This window comes from Pseudomonas sp. So3.2b (assembly GCF_019464415.1).
Lineage (GTDB): Bacteria > Pseudomonadota > Gammaproteobacteria > Pseudomonadales > Pseudomonadaceae > Aquipseudomonas > Aquipseudomonas shahriarae.
On sequence record NZ_CP080494.1, the window covers coordinates 725084 to 747297 of the forward strand.

Here is a 22214-nt window from a genome sequence, read left to right on the forward strand (position 1 = left end):
GTGAATTTTCTTTATCGTCACCGCCCTTTGAAAAAGCCCGAGAATTCAAAATGTTAGAAACATCCCTCAGCCAACTGGAACAACTGGTCAGTGACCTGGTGCAGCAGAATCAAGCTCTGCTGGGCACCAACGAATCCCTCAAGGCCGAGCTGGCCCGCGCCAAGGATGAGAACGACAGCTTGCAACTGAACCTGATGGAGCAGGAAGAAAAGCAGGGCGCCACCGCAGCCCGTATCCAGGCGTTGGTTGAGCGTGTGAGCGCAGGTCCTGTCAGCGCATGAGTGAAGGGATAAAGGTCGTTTCGATTCTCGGTGAGGATTACTCGATCAAGGCCCCGGATGGGGAAGACAGCACCCTGCTCAAGGCCGTGACCCTGCTCAAGGCGTCCCTGGCAACCACCAAGCAGAAGTACCCGACTCTGATCGGCGACAAGCTGCTGGTGCTGGCGGCGCTGAATCTATGTGCCGAACAGATCGACATGCAGCAGCGTCACCAGCAGGAACTCGACCGTTACCAAGAGCAAGTCAGCGCCACGGTCGACGTGATTGCCAAGGCCATCGGCCAGCCCTGATCAGAACCATTCATCCTGCATGGCCAGGCACGTATCGTCCCGCGCCTGCAGGATCGACAGTTCATGATGGCAGCCCGGTACTTCCCACGTCAGGAAGTACCGGGCCGCTTGCAGCTTGCCTTTATAGAAAGTCACATCCGTCGCATTCCCCCTGGCCAGCCCTTCTTCGGCGCGGATCGCCTGTTCCAGCCAGCGCCAGCCAATCACCGTATGCCCAAACACTTTCAGGTACAGCGCCGAGTTCGCCAGGCTGCTGTTGACCTTGCCTTGGGCGAGATCCGTCAACAGCCCCAGGGTCACGCTTTGCAGGCGCGCCACCAACTGCTCCAGTGGTTCGCGCATGGCCGTGAGTGACGGGTATTGCTGGGCCCGTGCGCCGGTCTCGGCGATCAGGCGAATCAACTGCTTCAGGCCCGAACCGCCATTTTGCGCAAGCTTGCGTCCCAGCAGGTCCAGGGACTGGATGCCATGGGTGCCTTCGTGGATCGGGTTCAGGCGGTTGTCGCGGTAGTACTGCTCCACCGGGTATTCGCGGGTGTAGCCGTGGCCGCCGAGAATCTGGATCGCCAGCTCGTTGGCCTTCAGGCAGAACTCCGAGGGCCAGGATTTGACGATCGGGGTCAGCAGGTCCAGCAACTCATGGGCCTGCCTGCGCCCGGTTTCGCTGTCCAGGGTGGTGGTGTCATCGAACAGGCGCGCGGCATATAGGCCCAGGTCGAAGGCGCCTTCTACATAGGCTTTTTGCGTAAGCAACATGCGCTTGATATCAGCGTGCTGGATGATCGACACCGGCGCGGTGTTCGGATCTTTGCTGTCGGGCAGGCGGCCTTGCGGGCGTTCCCGGGCGTATTCCAGGGAGTACAGGTAACCGGCATAACCGAGCATCACCGCACCCATGCCGACCCCAATCCGCGCCTCGTTCATCATCTGGAACATACAGGCCAGACCCTGGTGCGGCTTGCCCACCAGATAGCCGACACACTCGCCGTTATCGCCGAAGTTCAGCGCGGTGGAGGTGGTGCCGCGCCAGCCCATCTTGTGGAACAGCCCGGCCAGCAGCACATCATTGCGCGGGCCCAGGCTGCCGTCGTCGTTGACCAGGAACTTGGGCACGATAAACAGCGAAATGCCCTTCACCCCGGCGGGCGCGTCCGGCAGTTTGGCCAAGACCATGTGCACGATGTTTTCCGACAGCGGGTGATCGCCACCGGAGATAAAGATCTTGTTGCCCTTGAGGCGGTAGGTGCCATTCGCCGCCGGCTCGGCGCGGGTGCGGATATCCGACAGCGACGAGCCGGCATGGGGTTCGGTCAAGGCCATGGTGCCGAAGAAGCGGCCCTCGATCATCGGTTGCAGAAAGCGTTGCTTCTGCTCCTCGGTGCCAAAACTCTCGATCAGGTTGGCCGCGCCCATGGTCAGGAACGGGTACGAGGTGGAAGCCGCATTGGCTGACTGAAAGTGCGCAAAACAGGCCTGGGACAGCAGCGTCGGCAGTTGCATGCCACCGGCTTCAAAACTGCGCGCCGCATTGAGAAAGCCGGCTTCGAGGAAGGCATCCACGGCAGGTTTCACTTCCGGGATCAGGATCGCCTGGCCATCTTCGTAGCGCGGTTCGTTCTCGTCGCCCTTGCGGTTGTGGGGGGCGAAGTACTTTTCGGCGATGTGGCGGGCGGTGCCGATGGCGGCATCGAAGGTTTCGCGAGTGTGTTCGGCAAACCGCTCGCGCTGGGTCAGGCCCTCGGCATCGAGGACTTCATACAGCTCGAAAGCCAGATTGCGGGAACTGAGGAGCGTCTCGGACATGGCGGCTTACCTATTTGGGAATAGGCCGCAGTCTAAGTGCGCGAATAGAGGCGCGATAGCAAGATTGATCTGGGTGATGGAGCAGCAAAACAAAGGCAGGATGAATGTACAAGATCGTTCCCACGCTCTGCGTGGGAACGCCTCTTGCGACGCTCTGCGTCGCGGACGCGGAGTGTCCTGGGCTGCACTCCCACGCAGAGCGTGGGAGTGCTCGGTGGTGACTAGCCGATAGTCATCAGGCTCGCGTTACCACCCGCCGCAGCGGTGTTGACGCTCAACGCACGCTCGATCACCAGGCGCTCCAACGCAATGTTGGTTTCGCCCGAGGACAGGCCATTGACCCCGACAATCGCGCCGCTGCGTTGCGCCACTTGCTGGCAAACCCCACGCAGTTGGTCGGAATCGCCGTGGTGCAGGACGGCGTCGAAGATCACTTCGTCCTTGGTCCAATCGGCTACACGCTGGATCTTCGCCTGAACTTCCTTCGGCAGCCGTGGGAACAGTGCCTTGGTCAGGTCAGATTCCGGCCACACTGCCGAGCTACCCACAGCCAGTACGGCCGCCAGTTGCGCCAGCAGATCGCCTTCTACGTCCGCCAGGCACAGCACGTGCTCGCGGGGTAGGATGGCGTAGCTGTTGCGCTCGCCGGTCGGGCCGGCCAGCAGGCGGGTGATACCGCTTTGCGATTGCGCGGCGAACTGGCTGCACAGGGCGCTCAGTTCGCTGAACTTGTTGCCGTCGGCCCAGGTTTTCAGGGCACTCAGCGGTTGGCTCATGGCGTCACGCAGGCGCACATCCGGTGCGGCCAGTGCATCGCCCCGTACGAAGGATTGCTCGATCGCATCGGTAGGGCGGGTCGACAGCAGGCGGTACAGGTACAGCGGACCACCGGCTTTCGGGCCGGTACCCGACAGGCCTTCGCCACCGAATGGCTGCACGCCGACGACGGCACCGACGATGTTGCGGTTAACGTAGACGTTACCGGCATGGACGTTGTCGATCACCTTGGCGATGGTCTCGTCGATACGGGTGTGCACGCCCAGGGTCAGACCGTAGCCAGAAGCATTGATCTGACCGATCAACTGGTCGATTTCCTTACGCTTGTAGCGCACCACGTGCAGGACCGGGCCGAAGATCTCCCGTTGCAGCTCGTCGAAGCTTTCCAGCTCGATCAGGGTTGGCATCACGAAGGTGCCGCGCTTGATTTCTTCACTGTCGGCAATTGCCACCTGGTACACGGTACGGCCTTTGTCGCGCATGGCCTGGATGTGCTTCTCGATGCCCGCCTTGGCTTCGGCGTCGATTACCGGGCCGATATCCACAGACAGGCGCTCCGGGTTGCCGAGACGGCATTCGGCCATGGCACCCTTGAGCATTTCGATAACGCGGTCTGCCGAATCTTCCTGCAGGCACAGTACACGCAGGGCCGAGCAACGCTGGCCGGCACTGTCGAAGGCCGAGGAGACGACGTCGATCACCACCTGTTCGGTCAGAGCCGAGGAGTCGACGATCATCGCGTTCTGGCCACCGGTTTCGGCGATCAGCGGGATTGGGCGGCCCTGGGCATCCAGGCGTCCGGCGACATTGCGTTGCAGCAGGCGCGCCACTTCGGTGGAGCCGGTGAACATCACGCCTTTGACGCGATCATCACCCACCAGGCGGGCACCAACGCTTTCGCCCTGGCCCGGCAGCAGTTGCAGCACGCCTTCCGGAATGCCGGCTTCGAGCAGCAGGCGCACGGCTTGCGCGGCGACCAGCGGGGTCTGTTCGGCCGGCTTGGCCAATACCGGGTTACCGGCGGCCAGTGCGGCGGCGACTTGGCCACTGAAGATCGCCAGCGGGAAGTTCCACGGGCTGATGCACACCACCGGGCCCAGTGGGCGGTGGGCGTCGTTGGTGAAATCGTTACGCGCCTGCACGGCGTAGTAACGCAGGAAGTCCACGGCTTCACGCACTTCGGCGATGGCGTTGGCGAAGGTCTTGCCGGCTTCACGGGCCAGCAGGCCCATCAGTGGCTGGATCTCGCCTTCCATCAAGTCGGCGGCACGTTCGAGGATCGCGGCGCGTTCGGCCGGCGGGGTGGCCTGCCAGATCGGTGCGGCATTCAGGGCGCACTGGATAGCGTTGTCGACGTCTTCGATCGTGGCTTCCTGGACGTGACCAACCACATCACGCAGGTCGGACGGGTTCAGCACCGGCGCAGCGGCTTCATTGCTGGACGCGCAACCGAGCATCGGCGCGGCCTTCCAGTTGTTGTGCGCGGTGGCCAGCAAGGCGCAGGACAGCGACGCCAGGCGGTGTTCGTTGGCCAGGTCGATACCGGCCGAGTTGGCGCGCTCGCTGCCGTACAGGTCGCGTGGCAGTGGGATACGCGGGTGCGGCAGGCCGAAGCCGCCTTCCAGCGTCGCCATCTGCTCGATGCTGGCCACTGGATCGGCCACCAGCTCCTGGATCGAGATGGATTGGTCGGCGATACGGTTGACGAACGAGGTGTTGGCGCCGTTTTCCAGCAGGCGACGCACCAGGTAGGCCAGCAGGGTTTCGTGGGTGCCGACCGGCGCGTACACGCGGCATGGACGGTTCAGCTTGCCTTCGGAAACCTTGCCTACAACTTGTTCGTACAACGGTTCACCCATGCCGTGCAGGCACTGGAACTCGTACTGGCCGGGGTAATAGTTCTGGCCGGCGATGTGGTAGATGGCCGACAGGGTGTGGGCGTTGTGCGTGGCGAACTGCGGGTAGATGACTTCCGGTACCGACAGCAGCTTGCGTGCGCAGGCGATGTAGGAAACGTCGGTGTACACCTTGCGGGTGTAGACCGGGTAGCCTTCCAGGCCTTCGACCTGGGCGCGCTTGATTTCGCTGTCCCAGTACGCGCCTTTTACCAGGCGGATCATCAGGCGGTGACGGCTGCGGCGTGCCAGGTCGATCACGTAGTCGATCACGTACGGGCAGCGCTTCTGGTAAGCCTGGATCACGAAACCGATACCGTTCCAGCCGGTCAGTTGCGGCTCGAAGCACAGGCGCTCGAGCAGGTCCAGGGACAGCTCCAGGCGGTCGGCTTCTTCGGCGTCGATGTTCAGGCCGATGTCGTATTGCTTGGCCAGCAGCGTCAGGGACAGCAGGCGCGGGTACAGCTCGTCCATCACGCGCTCGTACTGGGCGCGGCTGTAGCGCGGGTGCAGGGCCGACAGCTTGATGGAGATGCCCGGGCCTTCATAAATCCCACGGCCGTGAGAGGCTTTGCCGATGGAGTGAATGGCTTGTTCGTACGAGGCCAGGTACTTCTGTGCGTCGTGTTCGGTCAGTGCAGCTTCACCGAGCATGTCGTAGGAGTAGCGGAAGCCTTTGGCTTCGAACTTGCTCGCATTGGCCAGGGCCTCGGCGATGGTTTCGCCGGTGACGAACTGCTCGCCCATCAGGCGCATGGCCATGTCGACGCCCTTGCGGATCATCGGCTCGCCGCTCTTGCCGATAATGCGGCTCAGGGAGGAGGTCAGGCCGGCCTCATTGTGGGTGGCGACCAGTTTACCGGTCAGCAGCAGGCCCCAGGTGGCGGCGTTGACGAACAACGATGGGCTGTTGCCCAGGTGCGGCTGCCAGTTGCCGGTGCTGATCTTGTCGCGGATCAGCGCGTCACGGGTGCCCTTGTCGGGGATCCGCAGCAGCGCTTCGGCCAGGCACATCAGGGCCACGCCTTCCTGGGACGACAGGGAAAATTCCTGCAGCAGGCCCTGGACGATACCGGCACGGCCGCCGGCGCTCTTCTGGTTACGCAGTTTTTCGGCAATCGAGGCGGCCAGCTTGTTGGTGGCTTCGGCCATCTGGGCCGGCAGGCGAGCCTGCTCGATCAGCATCGGCACCACTTCCGGCTCGGGGCGGCGGTAAGCGGCGGTGATCGAGGCGCGCAGCACCGATTGCGGCAGGATGCTTTCGGCAAATTCGAGGAAGCACTGGTGAGCGTGGTCGTTCTGCACCTCGCCCGCGTCGTCTGCGTCCTTGAGGCCCGAACCGTTGAGCTCGGTCAGGGTTGCACCACCCTCGAGTTTCTCCAGGTAATTGAAAATTGCCTGCTTGATCAGCCAGTGCGGCGTGCGATCAATGGAGGTCGCGGCGGCCTTGAGGCGTTCGCGGGTTGGGTCATCGAGTTTGACCCCAAGGGTGGTCGTAGCCATATTTTTATCCTCATGGGTGCCACTACTGTGTGGCATCAGCTGGCGGCAAGATTAGCTTTGCGCCGTACGAGGTGCAACCGGGTGCAACCCATTTTCTTCATGAAATTCACGCTGCTCGTCAGAAATCATTTTCACTCGACCAAATCGGCTGAATATTGGTGCATTTGCTTCTGGATTTGGCTGTTCTTGCTCCGAAAAGGAGCAAAAAACCGCCGTTTGCCGAAAAACGCGCCAGGGTGCAACTAATTCTCACGAAACTGGTTGCACCTTATTTGCTTTGTTGAATAGCATTCACGCCCAAGGTGCAACCAACCCTAGGGTTCGGTTCATCGGCTGATGGCTTTCCTGGGGAAACGTCAGTCATAAATGCGCGGCACGCAGCTTCGTCTACACACTACTCGGTTGTAGATGGCCTGACAGACCGCCGCTACATAAAAACAAAGCCAGGGCGTAACTCAATGAGCGTAAGTAATCCAACCTTGATCACATTTGTGATCTACATCGCGGCAATGGTGCTGATTGGTCTCATGGCCTATCGCTCCACCAATAACCTTTCCGATTACATCCTCGGTGGTCGCAGCCTCGGCAGCGTCGTCACCGCACTCTCGGCTGGCGCTTCGGATATGAGCGGCTGGTTGTTGATGGGCCTGCCAGGTGCCATCTACATGTCGGGCCTGTCGGAAAGCTGGATCGCCATCGGCCTGATCGTCGGTGCTTACCTGAACTGGCTGTTTGTGGCAGGTCGCCTGCGCGTGCAGACCGAACACAACGGCGACGCCCTGACCCTGCCGGACTACTTCTCCAGCCGTTTTGAAGACAAGAGCGGCCTGCTGCGGATTATCTCGGCGGTAGTGATCCTGGTGTTCTTCACCATCTACTGCGCTTCTGGCATCGTGGCCGGTGCCCGTCTGTTCGAAAGCACCTTCGGCATGTCCTACGAGACGGCGCTGTGGGCCGGTGCTGCGGCGACGATTGCCTACACCTTTATCGGTGGTTTCCTGGCAGTAAGCTGGACAGATACCGTACAAGCCACCCTGATGATCTTCGCGTTGATCCTGACGCCCATCATCGTGCTGCTGGCCACCGGCGGTGTCGATACCACCTTCCTGGCTATTGAAGCGAAGGATCCAACCAGCTTCGACATGCTGAAAAACACTACCTTCATCGGCATCATCTCGCTGATGGGCTGGGGCCTGGGCTACTTCGGCCAGCCGCACATCCTCGCGCGTTTCATGGCGGCGGATTCGGTCAAGTCGATTGCCAAGGCGCGTCGCATCTCCATGGCCTGGATGATCCTGTGCCTGGCCGGCACCGTGGCCGTAGGTTTCTTCGGTATTGCCTACTTCTCGGCACACCCGGAAGTGGCCGGTCCCGTGACCGAAAACCCAGAGCGTGTGTTCATCGAGCTGGCCAAGCTGCTGTTCAACCCTTGGGTTGCTGGCGTGCTGCTGTCGGCCATCCTGGCTGCCGTGATGAGCACCCTGAGCTGCCAGTTGCTGGTGTGCTCCAGCGCCCTGACCGAAGACTTCTACAAGGCGTTCCTGCGCAAGGGCGCTTCCCAGCTTGAGCTGGTATGGGTCGGCCGGATCATGGTGCTGGTGGTTGCGTTGATCGCCATCGCGATGGCTGCTAACCCAGAAAACCGCGTACTGGGCCTGGTGAGCTACGCCTGGGCCGGCTTCGGCGCCGCGTTCGGTCCTGTGGTCCTGATCTCGGTCCTGTGGAAAGGCATGACCCGCAACGGCGCACTGGCCGGTATCCTAGTCGGCGCGATCACCGTGATCGTGTGGAAACACTTCGAGCTGCTGGGTCTGTACGAAATCATCCCAGGCTTCCTGTTCGCCAGCCTGGCGATCTACTTCGTGAGCAAGATGGGCGCCCCGACTGCCGGTATGGTTGAGCGCTTCACAGCTGCCGAGAAAGACTACAACCTCAACAAGTGAGGCGTTCATGCAGGCCTTGATGGCCTGCTGAACTGAAAGCGGCCCGCATCCCTGGATGTCGGGCCGTTTTTTTTGGGTGCGACGATGGAGCCTGCGTTGTAGGGATTAACTGAATTGCCTGCAGCGTACGCAGCTCGGCAAATGGCTGGTGCAGAATTCCAGGCCCTCCACTTGCAGAGAAACACCGGATGTTCGCTCCTGCCAATCAAAGTGCGTTTAGCCTGACCGTCGATGGCCAGCCCAGTGACCTCAAGGTCCTGGCGTTCAAGGGCGAGGAGGCTATCAGCCAGCCCTATCGTTTCGATCTTGAGTTGGTCAGCGAACAGCCGGACCTGGATCTGGAAAACCTCCTGCACCGCCAGGCCTTTCTCACCTTTGATGCCCAGGGCCATGGCATCCATGGGCAAATCCAGCGGGTCGCGCAAGGTGACTCGGGCCGGCGCCTGACCCATTATCAATTGAGCCTGGTGCCGCAGTTGGCCTATCTGCAACACAGTGCCCGGCAACGCATTTTCCAGCACAAGACGGTGCCGCAGATTGTCAGCCTGGTGCTGGAGGGGCAGGGCATCCAGCGCGATGCCTTTGAGTGGCGACTGGGCGCGACCTATCCCGAGCGCGAGTACTGCGTGCAGTTCGATGAAACCGACCTGGCATTTATCCAGCGGCTGTGCGCCGAACTGGGGATTCATTATCACTTTCAACACCGGCCGGACGGGCATCTGCTGGTGTTCGGCGATGATCAGACGGTGTTTGCCCAGGCAGACCAGCCGACGGGCTATGCGCCGGGTTCGGGCATGGTGGCGGCGGCGCTGGTGATCAAGCGTTTCACGGTGCGCCTGGAGGCGCGGACTACCGGGGTCAACCTGCGCGACTATGATTTTCGCAAGCCGCGTCTGGTGCTGGAAAGCGCCGCCCTCGGCGAGCAGCTACCGCCGCTGGAGGCCCAGGGCTACCCTGGGCACTTCACCGACCGTACCCATGGCAAGCACCTGGCGCAGCGGGCGCTGGAGCGTCATCGCAGCGACCAGCGGCAAGCCTACGGCGAGGGCGACCAGACGGCGCTGGTCAGCGGACAGTTCCTCACACTGGCCGACCATCCGCGCCAGGCATGGAATGGCCTGTGGCTGGTGACGCGGGTGATCCACCAGGGCCGGCAACCGCAAGTGCTGGAGGAGTCTGTCGGCGCGATGGATGAGCAGGGGTATCGCAACGAGTTCTTCGCCACGCCCTGGGACGTGCCGTTTCGCCCGCCGCTGCCTGCGGCGAGGGCGCCGGTTGCAGGCTTTCAGAACGCCGTGGTCACCGGGCCGGTCGACAGCGAAATCCATTGCGATGAGTTTGGCCGGGTCAAGGTGCAACTGGCCTGGGATCGCCACGGCCAATACAGCGAACACTCCAGCTGCTGGCTGCGGGTTGCCAGCGCCTGGGCCCACGAGCACTACGGCAGCGTGGTGATCCCGCGGGTGGGCATGGAAGTGCTGGTGGGGTTCGTCAACGGCGATGTCGATATGCCGCTGGTGGTCGGCTGCCTGGCCAATGGCGCGACGCCAGTGCCCCTCGACCTGCCGGCGGACAAGACTCGCAGCATCTTCCGCAGTCAGAGCAGCCCAGGGGGTGGCGGCTATAACGAGCTGCGCATCGAAGACCGCAAGGGCGCCGAGCAGATCTACCTGCGTGCCCAGCGCGACTGGACCCAGCACGTGCTCCACGATCTGCGCCTGCAGGTGGATCACCAGCGGCATGTGCAGGTAAGTGGCGAGTCGCACCACGAGTTGCACGGCGAAGAGCAGCGGATTACCCACGGCAACCGGCTGACGGAACTCAAGCAGGACGATCACCTGGTGATCGCGGGGCAGCAACAGGTGCAAGTGGCGCGTTATTCGTTGCAGGCGGGCGAGCAGATCAGCCTCGGCGCAGGCCAGCAAATGGTGGTCGATGGCGGCGCCAGCCTGACGCTGCAGGCCGGTGGGCAATGGATCACATTGTCGGCCGGGGGGATTTTCAGCAGCACACCGATCCAGTTGGGCGGTGCGCCGTCGGCTGCCACGGCGCCATCACCCCTGCGTCCAGGGGTTCAGGAAACCCTGCTGGCGGTGTTGGCCGCACCGTTGAGTGCCGCACAGGTGTTCAGCTTCAGGCGCAGTGCGCCGTTCTGTGAGGAGTGTGAGCGCTGCAACAATGGCGTCTGCGACACTCCGCAGCATCGAGTGGGGGGCTTGCGCTGATGACCCCCCGTGAGTGGCTGGCCCAGGAGCCGCTGCAGGACGGCGAGCAGCTGTTTGTCATCCTGGCCAGTACCAGTGAGTGTCAGCCGGTGGCGGCCTGGCGCCAGGCAGATGGCGGGCCATTGAGCCCGGTGTGGGCCGGCAGCGAGTACGCCGCCTGGGCTGAGGTGATGCCCTATGTGGCATTGGTCAGCGAGAGCAGTGGGTTTCTCGACTGGGTGGCCGAATGCGCGGCTACCGATTGGGGTTGGTTGGCCATTTCCTCCAGCCCGCTGCCCACGGTGGTCGAACATCTCGCCAGCCTGACCAAGGTGCGTTTGCCCGAGGGGCAGGAAGTGTTTTTCCGCTTCTGGGATGGTGGCTATCTGCTGCCGATCCTGCAAGGGCTGGGGCCTGGTGCGGGGGAGGTGCTTGCGGTATTTCGACGCTACTGGATCAACGGCCAGCTCCAGGAAGTGCCGGCCACGGGAGTGGGGGCGGCGAGGAAAAGTCCCTGGTGGGAGGTGCCCCCCACGCTACTCAAGCAGCTTGGCGAACAGTCCAGCGTGACCCTGGTGGATAACCTGCTGCAATGGCTGGCCCAGGAGCATCCCGACGTGCACGACGCCTTCGCGCCAGCGACCTTGCAGCACAAGGTCGCGTACTTTGTGCGCCCACCTTACGCCGGGCAGCAGGCATTGATTGCCTACCTGGCCGGCGAGCGGGGTTGAGTCAGGCGTTCAGTGACTGCTGCAAGTCATCGAGCAGGTCCTCGATCGCCTCGATGCCCACCGACAGGCGGATCATCTCCGGACGTACGCCGGCCTTGGCCTGCTCCTGCTCGTTCATCTGCCGGTGGGTGGTGGACGCCGGGTGGCAGGCCAGGGACTTGGCGTCGCCGATATTCACCAGGCGCTTGAAGATCTGCAGCGCATCGTAGAAGCGCACCCCGGCGGCATAGCCGCCCTTCAGGCCGAAGGACAGGATCGCCGAGGGTTTGCCCTGCATGTACTTTTGCGCCAGGTGATGGTGCGGGTGATCCGGCAGGCCGGCGTAGCTGACCCATTCCACCTGCTCGTGGGCCTGCAGGAACTGTGCGACTTTCAACGCGTTCTCGGTGTGGCGCTCCATGCGCAAGGCCAGGGTTTCCAGGCCTTGCAGCAGCAGGAAGGCGTTCATCGGGGCCAGGGCGGCACCGGTGTTGCGCAGCGGCACGGTACGGGCACGGGCAATAAAGGCTGCGGGGCCGAATTTCTCGCTGTACACCACGCCATGGTAGGCCGGCTCGGGTTGGTTGAGTCCGGGGAATTTCTGCGGGTAGTCGGTCCAGGGGAAGGTGCCGCTGTCGACAATCACCCCGCCCAGGGAGTTGCCGTGGCCGCCGACATACTTGGTCAGGGAATGCACGACGATATCCGCGCCAAACTGGATCGGCTTGCACAGGATCGGCGTGGCGACGGTGTTATCCACCATCAGCGGTACGCCGCGGGCATGGGCGACGTCGGCCAGGGCCTGCAGGTCGACGATATTGCCCGCCGGGTTGCCGATGCTTTCGCAGTACACCAGCTTGGTGTTGTCGTCGATCAGCTCGGCGATGGCCTCGGCCGAGTCGTTGCGGGCGAAGCGCACATCAACGCCGAAGCTCGGCAGCAGGTGGGCGAACAGGGTGTAGGTGCCGCCGTACAGCTGTGGGGTGGAGACGATATTGTCGCCGGCGCGGGTCAGGGCCTGGATGGCATAGTGAATGGCCGCGCTGCCCGCCGACACGGCCAGGGCCGCGATCCCGCCTTCCAGCGCGGCCATGCGCTGTTCCAGCACGTCGTTGGTGGGGTTCATGATCCGCGTGTAGATATTGCCGGGTACGTCGAGGTTGAACAGATCGGCGCCATGCTGGGCGTTATCGAACTCGAAGGCGACGTTCTGGTAGATCGGCACGGCGACCGCCTTGGTGGTCGGGTCCGATTTGAAGCCGTGGTGCAATGCGATTGTGGCGTCTTTCATGGTGGATACTGACCTCCCTGGATTGCATGGGGCAGCCCCGGATAAGGTAGGAGCTGGCTTGCCTGCGATGGCATCAGCGCAGAGTACGGGTAATACCGCGTCGCCTGCATCGCGGGCAAGCCCGCTCGCACATAACTCGCTAGAACGTTTTCGCTGCTGTTCCTACATTTGCGACATAAGCACCGCCCGGCATGCAGCCCTGCACCTTTGCCCGCGTAAAAGGTAAACTTCGCCCCCTGCGCAGGAGCAACCATGAATTATCGTCACGCCTTTCACGCCGGCAACCACGCCGATGTCTTCAAACACCTGACCTTGACCCGCCTCATCGCCCTGATGTCGCGCAAGGAACAGCCGTTTGCCTATCTCGACACCCACGCCGGGATTGGTCTGTATGACCTGCAAGGCGACCAGGCCAACCGCACCGGTGAATACCTGGAAGGCATTGCCCGCCTGTGGGGCGAGGCGGACCTGCCGGCGCTGACCGCTGACTACATGCGGGTGCTGCACGAGATGAACCCGGATGGCCAATTGCGCTATTACCCTGGTTCGCCAGAACTGGCGCGACGCCTGACCCGCCCCCAGGACCGCGTGCTGCTCAACGAAAAACACCCGGAAGACGGCGTGTTGCTCAAGGACAACATGAAGGGCGACCGCCGTGTGAAGGTCCATCTGGGCGAAGGCTGGCATGTGCCACGGGCCTTGCTGCCGGTGCCGGAAAAGCGCGCGCTGATGCTGATCGACCCGCCGTTCGAGCAACTCGACGAGATGCAGCGTTGCGCCGCCTCCCTCAAGGAAGCCGTGGGCCGCATGCGCCAGACGGTCGCCGCGATCTGGTACCCGGTCAAGGACCAGCGCATGTTGCGCCGTTTCTACCAGGACCTGGCCGGCACCGGCGCGCCAAAGCTGCTGCGCGTGGAGTTGCTGGTGCATCCGCTGGATACCCCCAACACCCTGACCGGTTCGGGCCTGGCGATTGCCAACCCGCCGTGGGGGCTGGAGGAGGAGTTGCGTGAGCTGCTGCCGTGGCTGTCGAAAAAACTGGGGCAGACCCAGGGTGGGTGGCAGATGGATTGGCTGATCGCCGAGTAACGGCATCGCTCTTTAGAGTGCTATCGCGGGCAAGCCCGCTCCCACATGGTGATGTGATCCCATGTGGGGGCGGGCTTGCCCGCGATGCTTTTGACGTCAGATCGGGCAGGTCACGCCAGTACCGCCGATCCCGCAATAACCCTGGGGATTCTTCGCCAGGTACTGCTGGTGATAGGCCTCGGCGAAGTACACCGTGGGCGCCTCGTCGATTTCCGTGGTGATCTCGCCCAGGCCGGCCTTGGTCAGTTCTTCCTGATAGGCCTGTGCACTGGCCTTCGCAGCCTCCAGTTGCTCAGGCGTGGTCGCGTAGATCACCGAGCGATACTGGCTGCCAATGTCATTGCCCTGGCGCATGCCCTGGGTTGGGTTGTGCAGTTCCCAGAACATCTTCAGCAGGTCTTCGTACTTGAGTTTGGCCTGGTCATACACCACCAGCACCACTTCGCTATGGCCGGTCAGGCCCGAGCAGACTTCTTCGTAGGTCGGGTTTGGTGTGAAGCCGCCGGCGTAGCCGACCACGGTACTGACCACGCCGTCGCGCTGCCAGAATTTGCGTTCTGCGCCCCAGAAACAGCCGAGGCCAAAAATCGCAAACCCCACATCGTCCATAAACGGGCCCAGCAGCGGGTTGCCGTTGACGAAGTGCGTCTCGGGCAGGTTCATCGGGGTTTCACGACCAGGCAAGGCTTGTTCGGCAGTAGGCAGCACGTTTTTATTCACCAGGATTTCCGAGCGCAAGACCATGATCAGTCCTCTCGTCAGGTTGAGTTAACAGTTCAGACCACCAGTGTGCCCGAGTGTTACAGCGCTGTCAGGCGATTGGCCCGCGCGGATAGCGTTTGAGCCTGTCCAGCAGCTCGGAGCCGGGGATTGGCCGGTCGAACAGGTAGCCCTGGCCGACGTCGCAGCGATGGCGGCGCAGGAACGCCAGTTGCTCGGCAGTCTCGATGCCTTCGGCGACCACCTTGAGCTTGAGGTTGTGCGCCATGGCGATCACCGCCGAGGTGATTTCCATGTCGTCCTGGTTGTCCGGGATTTCATGGATAAAGCTGCGGTCGATCTTGATGATGTCGATGGGGAATTTCTTCAGGTAACTCAGGGACGAGTAGCCGGTGCCGAAATCATCCATGGCCAGGGTCAGGCCGAAACTCTTCAACTGATCCAGTTGCAGGCGCGTGTCCTCGGTTGCTTCCAGCAGCAGGCCCTCGGTCAGCTCCAGCTCCAGCAGGTTGGCCGGTAGCTGTTCTTCCTTGAGGATGCTGGCGATGGAGGCCACCAGGTCCGGGTCGGAAAACTGCTTGGGCGACAGGTTGATCGCCACCTGCAAGTTGCCCATGCCCGCGGCGCTCAACTGCTTGCTCATGCGGCAGGCCTGGCGCGCGATCCATTTGCCGATGGGGATGATCAGGCCGGTCTCTTCGGCGACGCTGATGAACTGGTCCGGACGGATCATGCCCTTTTCCGGGTGGTTCCAGCGCAACAGCGCCTCCATGCCGAGCAGGCGCCCGCTGCGCAGGCACAGCTTGGGCTGGTAGAACACGTCCAGCTCGTTCTGGGTCAGGGCGCGGCGCAGATTGTTTTCCACGAACAGTTTGTAACTGGCCTCGGCATTCAGGGTTTCGGTAAACACCTGCACCTGGTGCTTGCCGTTGGCCTTGGCCTTGTGCAGCGCCAGGCCGGCGTTGCGCATCAGGGTCTGGGGGTCGCGGCCATGCAGCGGGGCGCAGGCCAGGCCCACGGAGCCGGTGACGCTGATCAACTGGTTGTCGACGAACATCGGTTTGTCGAGGGTCATCAACAACTGGCAGGCCATTTGCTGGCCGACTTCAAGGTCGGCGTTGTCGAGCAGCACCGCAAATTCGTTACTGGCAAAACGCGCCAGGCTGCCGCCGGCATTGAGGCTGTTGCGCAGGCGCCGGGCCAGGCTGATCAGCAACTTGTCGCCGGTCTGGTGGCCGAGGCTGTCGTTGATCCGCTTGAAGTTGTCGATATCCACCAGCAACAGGCTGATGGGCGCGTCGCTGTCGCGGGCGAAGCGTTCGTCGAGGTTGCGGATAAACGCCGGGCGGTTGCCCAGGTTGGTCAGGTTGTCGGTGTAGGCCAGGCGCTCGATACGCTGCTGGGCAAGCTTGGCCTGGGTGATGTCTTCGTAGATGCCGATGTAGTGGGTCAGTTCGCGGTTGTCGCCATACACTTTGGAAATCGACAACTGGCCCCAGTACGGTTCGAGGTTTTTGCGCCGGCTCTTGAACTCGCCCTGCCAGCTGTTGCTTTGGGCCAGGCTGGAGGGCGCGTCGAACAGCAGTTCGCTGAGGTTTTCCAGGGCCGGCAATTGGGCCAGGCGATGGCCGTGGACTTCTTCGGTGCTGTACTGGGTGATTGCGGTAAAGCTGGGGTTGACGTACTCCACTACGCCGTCGCAATTGACCAGCAGGAAGGCGTTGGCACTTTGCTCCACGGCGCGCTGGAACAGGTGCAGGGCGCTGGTGGCGGTGCGACGGTTGTGGTTGTTGATGACCTGGGCGAACTGGTCGGCCAATTCACCGGCAAAGGCAATTTCATCGGACAGCCAATCTCGGGTGCAAGTGCTTTGTTCCAGGCACAGCACGCCCACCACCTGGCCATCCACGCGGATACTGGCGTCGAGCATGGCGTGGACTTCCAGGGGGCGCAGGCTTTCGGCCATGTCCCGGGTGCGCGGATCGCGCAGGGCATTGCCGGCGTCGATGGCGCGGCTGCTTTGCAGGGCTTCCAGGTAGTCCGGGAAGCCGCTGGCATCAATCGGCAAGGGCAGATGGTGCTGCTGGTCGGCGCGGTGAAAAGCAGAAATCGGCACCAGTTGCTGGCCTTCGAGGTTCCAGATACTGGCACAGTCGATCTGGTAGATATCGCAAGCACTGCGGGTGATCAGTTCGGCGGCTTCTTGCAGGGAATTGTTGGTGCTGTAGCGCTGGCGGGCCAGCAGCAGGATCAGCTCCTGCTGGGCGCGCACCCGCTCCAGGTGCTGTAACTGTTCCTGTTGTGCACGCTGGTTGAGCTCCAGGGCGATCTGCAGGCGGCTGTTCTGGTCCTCCAGGTCGGCGGTGGGCATCGGCGCCAGGTTGCTGAACAAGCCGTCTACCACCATCAGGTAGCCGCGTAGCAGGTGGCGATTGTGCTGCTTGTAGGCCTCGCCGACCTCCAGCAGGCTCAACTGGCCGTCGTTGGTGTGCAAGGTGTAGCGCACCAGGTAGTGGGGGCTGGCGGTTAGTTGCTGCTGGATCGCGTCATGCAACTGGTAGCGTGCCTGGGGCTCCATCAGGCTGGCGTAGGGCGAGCCGATCAGCGAGCACAGCTCTACGGCGGGCAAGCCGAATTGGCGTTCACAATTGGGGTCAAGGTACAGCAGCGCCCAGCTGGCCTCATTCAGCCGCTCGAAACGCAGCATACCGAGGCGCGAAGGCACCGGTAATTGCGTCACGACCTCGGCCGCCGTTCGGGCGACATCGGGTTGGCTTTTCATGGGGGAGCTCGCTTGGAAAAATGCGCATCGCGCTGGGCTATCGCCCTCTTTATTGCTGTCTGCGGCAAGGTTGCATCATGCAGCACGGACTGACAAGAGAGGATGAAGGCTAAGTGCTATAAGTGGGTTATCGGCCGTGCAGCGGATTTCTACAGTCGCAATGATGGACGGTTATCCTGCGTGGCCTTTGTAGGCGCCTGGGCAATTGAGGCGGGCAAAAAAAGCCCCGCCAAATTGGCGGGGTTGAGGTACGAGCGTGGCGCTCGGAAATCGTTGCAGCCAGGCCTCCCCGGTGAAGGGGAGGCCGCTGCCGTTTACAGCAGGATGGTGCGGATGTCGTTCAGCAACTGGCTCAGGCGCTGGGTGAAGCGTGCAGCGGCCGCGCCATTGATCACGCGGTGATCGTAGGACAGCGACAGTGGCAGCATCAGCTTCGGCTGGAAGGCCTTGCCGTCCCACACAGGCTGGATAGTGGCCTTGGAAACACCGAGGATCGCCACTTCCGGCGCGTTGACGATTGGCGTGAAGCCAGTGCCGCCAATGTGCCCGAGGCTGGAGATGGTGAAGCAGGCACCTTGCATGTCGTCCGGAGTCAGCTTCTTGTCGCGGGCCTTGGCAGCCAGTGCAGCCGCTTCGGCAGCCAGTTGCAGCAGGCTCTTCTGGTCGACGTTCTTGATGACCGGTACCAGCAGGCCATCCGGGGTGTCGACGGCGAAGCCGATGTGCACGTATTTCTTGCGAATGATCGCCTTGCCGCTTGGTGCCAGCGAACTGTTGAAGTCCGGCAGCTCCTTGAGCAGGTGCGCGCAGGCCTTGAGCAGCAGTGGCAGCACGGTCAGCTTGACGCCAGCCTTCTCGGCCACGGCTTTCTGCGCAACGCGGAAAGCTTCCAGGTCGGTGATATCGGCCTGGTCGAACTGAGTCACGTGCGGAATGTTCAGCCAGCTGGCGTGCAGACCGGCTGCGCCGATTTGCATCAGGCGCGTCATCGGCACTTCTTCGATTTCGCCGAAGCGGCTGAAGTCTACGGTGCGGATCGGCGGAATGCCCGAGCCACCGGTAGCAGTGCCGGCAGCCGGAGCTTCCTTGGCTTTTTGCATCATGGACTTGACGTAGACCTGCACGTCTTCCTTGAGCACGCGACCATGTGGGCCGGTAGGGCTGACAGCGCTCAGCTCGACGCCGAATTCACGGGCCAGTTGACGCACGGCAGGGCCGGCGTGAGCCTTGGCACCACTTGGCGCAGGGGCAGCCGCCGGGGCCGGTGCGGCCTCGGCTTTTGCCGCAGGAGCCGGGGCGGCGGCAGCCGGTGCAGCTTCAGTCTTGGCGGCCGGAGCAGCAGCGGCAGCGGCAGGCGCCGGAGCAGCAGCAGGCGCAGCGCCTTGTACTTTCAGCTTGAGGATGAAGTCACCAGTGCCGACTTCGTCTTCGAGCTTGACCGCGATGCTTTCCACTACGCCGGCAGCCGGCGATGGGATTTCCATGGAGGCCTTGTCGGACTCCAGGGTGATCAGCGACTGGTCGGCTTCGACGGTGTCGCCGACTTTGACCAGCAGCTCGATGATCTTGGCCTTGCCCGACGAGCCGATGTCCGGGACGTGAATGTCCTGGACAGTGGCAGCGGCCGGAGCTGCGGCCGGGGCAGCAGGCGCCTCGGCAGCAGCAGGTTTTTCGGCGGCTGGTGCCGGTGCAGCAGCGGCAGCAGGCGCCGCCGCCGGGGCCGCATCAGCGGCACCTTCGATTTCAAGCTCCAGCAGCGCCTTGTACTTTCAGCTTGAGGATGAAGTCACCAGTGCCGACTTCGTCTTCGAGCTTGACCGCGATGCTTTCCACTACGCCGGCAGCCGGCGATGGGATTTCCATGCTCGCCTTGTCCGACTCCAGGGTCAGGATGCTCTGGTCGGCTTCGACGGTGTCGCCGACCTTTACAAACAGCTCGATTACTTCACCTTCACCGCTGCCGATGTCAGGTACGCGAATGAGTTCGCTCACAAAAAGTCTCCTCAGCAGTCCAGTGGGTTGCGTTTTTCCGGGTTGATCCCGAACTTGACGATGGCGTCAGCCACCACCTTGGGTTCGATCTCACCACGGTCAGCCAAGGCTTCCAGGGCTGCCAACACCACAAAGTGACGGTCGACTTCGAAGAAGTGACGCAGCTTCTTGCGGCTGTCACTGCGGCCGAAACCATCGGTGCCCAGGACTTTGAATTCCTTGGACGGGACCCACTGGCGAATTTGTTCAGCAAACAGTTTCATGTAGTCGGTAGAGGCGATAACCGGCCCCTTACGGCCAGCCAGGCACTCTTCGACGTAGCTCAGCGCAGGCTTCTGGCCTGGGTGCAGGCGGTTGCTGCGCTCTACGGCCAGGCCGTCGCGACGCAGTTCATTGAAGCTGGTAACGCTCCACACATCAGCGCCGACGTTGAACTCTTCACGCAGGATCTTCGCCGCTTCACGCACTTCGCGCAGGATGGTGCCGGAGCCCATCAGTTGCACGTGGTGTGCCGCTTCCTTGGTGTCTTCTTCGAGCAGGTACATGCCCTTGATGATGCCTTCTTCAACACCGGCCGGCATGGCAGGTTGCTGGTAGGACTCGTTCATCACGGTGATGTAGTAGAAAACGTCCTGCTGCTCTTCGGTCATCTTCTTCATGCCGTCCTGGATGATCACCGCCAGCTCGTAGCCGTAGGTTGGATCAAAGGTGCGGCAGTTCGGGATGGTGGCAGCCAGGATGTGGCTGTGACCGTCTTCGTGTTGCAGGCCTTCGCCGTTCAGCGTGGTGCGCCCGGCGGTACCGCCGATCAGGAAACCACGGGTACGGCTGTCGCCTGCTGCCCAAGCCAGGTCGCCAATGCGCTGGAAGCCGAACATCGAGTAGAAGATGTAGAACGGCAGCATCGGCTGGTTGTGACTGGAGTACGAAGTACCGGCAGCGATGAAGGAGCTCATGGCGCCCGCTTCGTTGATGCCTTCTTCGAGGATCTGGCCCTTCTTGTCTTCCTTGTAGAACATCACCTGGTCTTTATCGACTGGCTCGTAGAGCTGGCCGACGGAGGAGTAGATGCCCAACTGGCGGAACATGCCTTCCATACCGAAGGTACGGGCTTCGTCCGGGATGATAGGGACGATGCGCGGGCCGATTTCCTTGTCCTTGACCAGTTGCGCGAGGATCCGCACGAAGGCCATGGTGGTGGAGATTTCACGGTCGCCCGAACCGTCAAGGATTGCCTTGAGGGTGCTGAGGTCCGGCGTCGGTACGCTGAAGCTCTGTGCGCGGCGCTGTGGCACGAAACCGCCCAGTGCAGTGCGACGCTCGCTGAGGTAGCGGGCTTCGGCGCTGTTTGGCTCGGGCTTGAAGAACGGCAGGTTCTCCAGCTCTTCGTCCTTGACCGGAATGTCGAAGCGGTCGCGGAACAACTTCAGGCTGTCGACATCGACTTTCTTGGTGTTGTGGGCGGTGTTCTTCGCTTCGCCGGCACCGGTGCCATAACCCTTGATGGTCTTGGCCAGGATGACGGTCGGTTGTTCTTTGTGGTTGACCGCTTCGTGGTACGCCGCGTAGACCTTGTACGGGTCGTGGCCGCCACGGTTGAGTTTCCAGATCTCGTCGTCGGACAGGTCGGCAACCATCGCCTTGAGTTCAGGCGTGTTGAAGAAGTGTTCACGTACGAACGCGCCGTCTTTGGCTTTGTAGTTCTGGTACTCGCCGTCGATGACTTCGTCCATGCGGCGTTGCAGGATACCGTCGACGTCCTTGGCCAGCAGTGGGTCCCAGAAACGGCCCCAGATGACTTTGGTTACGTTCCACTGGGCACCGCGGAACACGCCTTCGAGTTCCTGAATGATCTTGCCGTTGCCGCGAACCGGGCCGTCGAGGCGCTGCAGGTTGCAGTTGATGACGAAGATCAGGTTGTCCAGCTTCTCGCGGCCGGCCAGGGAGATGGCGCCCAGGGATTCCGGCTCGTCGCACTCGCCGTCGCCCAGGAAACACCAGACCTTCTGCTTGCCTTCGGGGATGAAGCCACGGGCTTCCAGGTACTTCATGAAACGTGCCTGGTAGATCGCCTGGATCGGGCCCAGACCCATGGATACGGTCGGGAACTGCCAGAAGTCAGGCATCAGCCAAGGGTGCGGGTACGACGACAGGCCGCCACCGTCGACTTCCTGGCGGAAGTTGTTCATCTGGTCTTCGGTGATGCGACCTTCCATGAACGCACGGGCGTAGACGCCTGGCGAGGTGTGACCCTGGAAGTAGATCAGGTCGCCGCCGTGTTCTTCGGTCGGGGCCTGGAAGAAGTAGTTGAAGCCAATGTCATACAGGGTTGCGCTGGAAGCGAAGCTGGAGATGTGACCGCCCAGGTCAGAATCTTTCAAGTTCGTGCGCATAACCATCGCCATCGCGTTCCAGCGTACCAGCGAGCGAATGCGGCGTTCCATGAACAGGTCGCCAGGCATGCGTGCTTCGTGGGTAACGGGGATGGTGTTGCGGTATGGCGTGGTGATGGCGTAGGGCAGTTGCGAGCCGCTGCGGGTCGCGAGTTCGCCCATACGGGTCATCAGGTAGTGAGCACGGTCTTCGCCTTCTTTGTCGAGAACCGATTCCAGGGCGTCCAGCCATTCCTGGGTTTCGACGGGATCGAGGTCTTGCATGGCTTGCTCCAGGGCGGAAAGGCTACCAGAATCGGTTGCCTGAAGTTTGCGACTGGCCTTGTGGGCAGACGACATAAATTCTTGGATGGCCGAAGGTTGCTTCGGCGTCCTGTAGTTTTACTACAAATCGTCGGCCATTTCAGCCTTTCGAATGTATATACGAGTAGTAAAACTACACAAGACCGAGGTGGTTGCTCGGTCTGGCTGGTGAGCATAATCGTTATTGTTGATCTTTTGCGAACAAGAAAAGGTAGAAGTTTAATGTTGCCTGCCAAAA

Annotated in this window: 12 protein-coding genes and 1 pseudogene; 6 read left to right on the plus strand and 7 right to left on the minus strand. The window is 61.9% G+C overall.

The features are described 5' to 3' along the window. Positions 1–50: 50 nt before the first annotated feature. Positions 51–281 carry a hypothetical protein gene (locus K1X80_RS03195; protein WP_029299225.1) on the plus strand — a complete coding sequence of 77 codons (231 nt, stop codon included), beginning with the start codon at positions 51–53 and terminating at the stop codon, positions 279–281. Continuing rightward, positions 278–571, plus strand: coding sequence for a cell division protein ZapA (locus K1X80_RS03200; RefSeq protein WP_057437293.1), 294 nt, complete (start codon positions 278–280; stop codon positions 569–571). The genes K1X80_RS03195 and K1X80_RS03200 overlap by 4 nt, the downstream gene beginning before the upstream one ends. Here the strand turns inward: K1X80_RS03200 and K1X80_RS03205 are convergent, their stop codons facing one another. After that, positions 572–2374, minus strand: coding sequence for an acyl-CoA dehydrogenase (locus K1X80_RS03205; RefSeq protein ID WP_198791934.1), 1803 nt, complete (start codon positions 2372–2374; stop codon positions 572–574). 221 nt (positions 2375–2595) lie between these two features. Beyond that, a complete protein-coding gene (gene putA, locus K1X80_RS03210; protein ID WP_120731350.1) occupies positions 2596–6549 on the minus strand; it encodes a trifunctional transcriptional regulator/proline dehydrogenase/L-glutamate gamma-semialdehyde dehydrogenase in 3954 nt (1317 codons plus the stop codon). 458 nt (positions 6550–7007) lie between these two features. Between putA and putP the strand changes: the two genes are divergently transcribed. The 3 genes from putP to K1X80_RS03225 all read left to right on the plus strand — a co-directional run bounded on the left by putP (position 7008) and on the right by K1X80_RS03225 (position 11427). Further along, positions 7008–8492 (plus strand): sodium/proline symporter PutP, encoded by a 1485-nt coding sequence (gene putP / locus K1X80_RS03215; protein WP_057958108.1) that lies wholly within the window; start codon positions 7008–7010, stop codon positions 8490–8492. A gap of 188 nt (positions 8493–8680) precedes the next feature. Then, the gene (locus K1X80_RS03220; protein WP_220172657.1) at positions 8681–10717 is read left to right on the plus strand and encodes a type VI secretion system tip protein VgrG; all 2037 of its coding nucleotides are present in this window, start codon (positions 8681–8683) and stop codon (positions 10715–10717) included. Then, positions 10717–11427, plus strand: coding sequence for a DUF4123 domain-containing protein (locus K1X80_RS03225; protein ID WP_057958110.1), 711 nt, complete (start codon positions 10717–10719; stop codon positions 11425–11427). The genes K1X80_RS03220 and K1X80_RS03225 overlap by 1 nt, the downstream gene beginning before the upstream one ends. Before the next feature lies 1 nt (position 11428). Here the strand turns inward: K1X80_RS03225 and K1X80_RS03230 are convergent, their stop codons facing one another. Then, the gene (locus K1X80_RS03230) at positions 11429–12697 is read right to left on the minus strand and encodes an O-acetylhomoserine aminocarboxypropyltransferase/cysteine synthase family protein (protein ID WP_057437305.1); all 1269 of its coding nucleotides are present in this window, start codon (positions 12695–12697) and stop codon (positions 11429–11431) included. Positions 12698–12949: 252 nt separating this feature from the next. Here K1X80_RS03230 and K1X80_RS03235 point away from each other — a divergent pair, with 252 nt between their 5' ends. Further along, positions 12950–13786, plus strand: coding sequence for a 23S rRNA (adenine(2030)-N(6))-methyltransferase RlmJ (locus tag K1X80_RS03235; RefSeq protein WP_057958111.1), 837 nt, complete (start codon positions 12950–12952; stop codon positions 13784–13786). Between the two features lie 96 nt (positions 13787–13882). Here the strand turns inward: K1X80_RS03235 and msrA are convergent, their stop codons facing one another. The 4 genes and pseudogenes from msrA to aceE all read right to left on the minus strand — a co-directional run bounded on the left by msrA (position 13883) and on the right by aceE (position 21937). After that, a complete protein-coding gene (msrA, locus tag K1X80_RS03240) occupies positions 13883–14530 on the minus strand; it encodes a peptide-methionine (S)-S-oxide reductase MsrA (RefSeq protein WP_057444633.1) in 648 nt (215 codons plus the stop codon). A 67-nt stretch (positions 14531–14597) separates the two neighbouring features. After that, positions 14598–17288: a bifunctional diguanylate cyclase/phosphodiesterase gene (locus K1X80_RS03245; RefSeq protein ID WP_057958112.1), complete on the minus strand. Its 2691-nt coding sequence runs from the start codon at positions 17286–17288 to the stop codon at positions 14598–14600. A gap of 314 nt (positions 17289–17602) precedes the next feature. Then, positions 17603–19280 (minus strand): annotated as a pseudogene (gene aceF / locus K1X80_RS03250) (dihydrolipoyllysine-residue acetyltransferase). Positions 19281–19291: 11 nt separating this feature from the next. Then, entirely contained in the window at positions 19292–21937 is a 2646-nt protein-coding gene (gene aceE / locus K1X80_RS03255; protein ID WP_057958114.1) for a pyruvate dehydrogenase (acetyl-transferring), homodimeric type, read from the minus strand. Between the last annotated feature and the right edge of the window lie 277 nt (positions 21938–22214).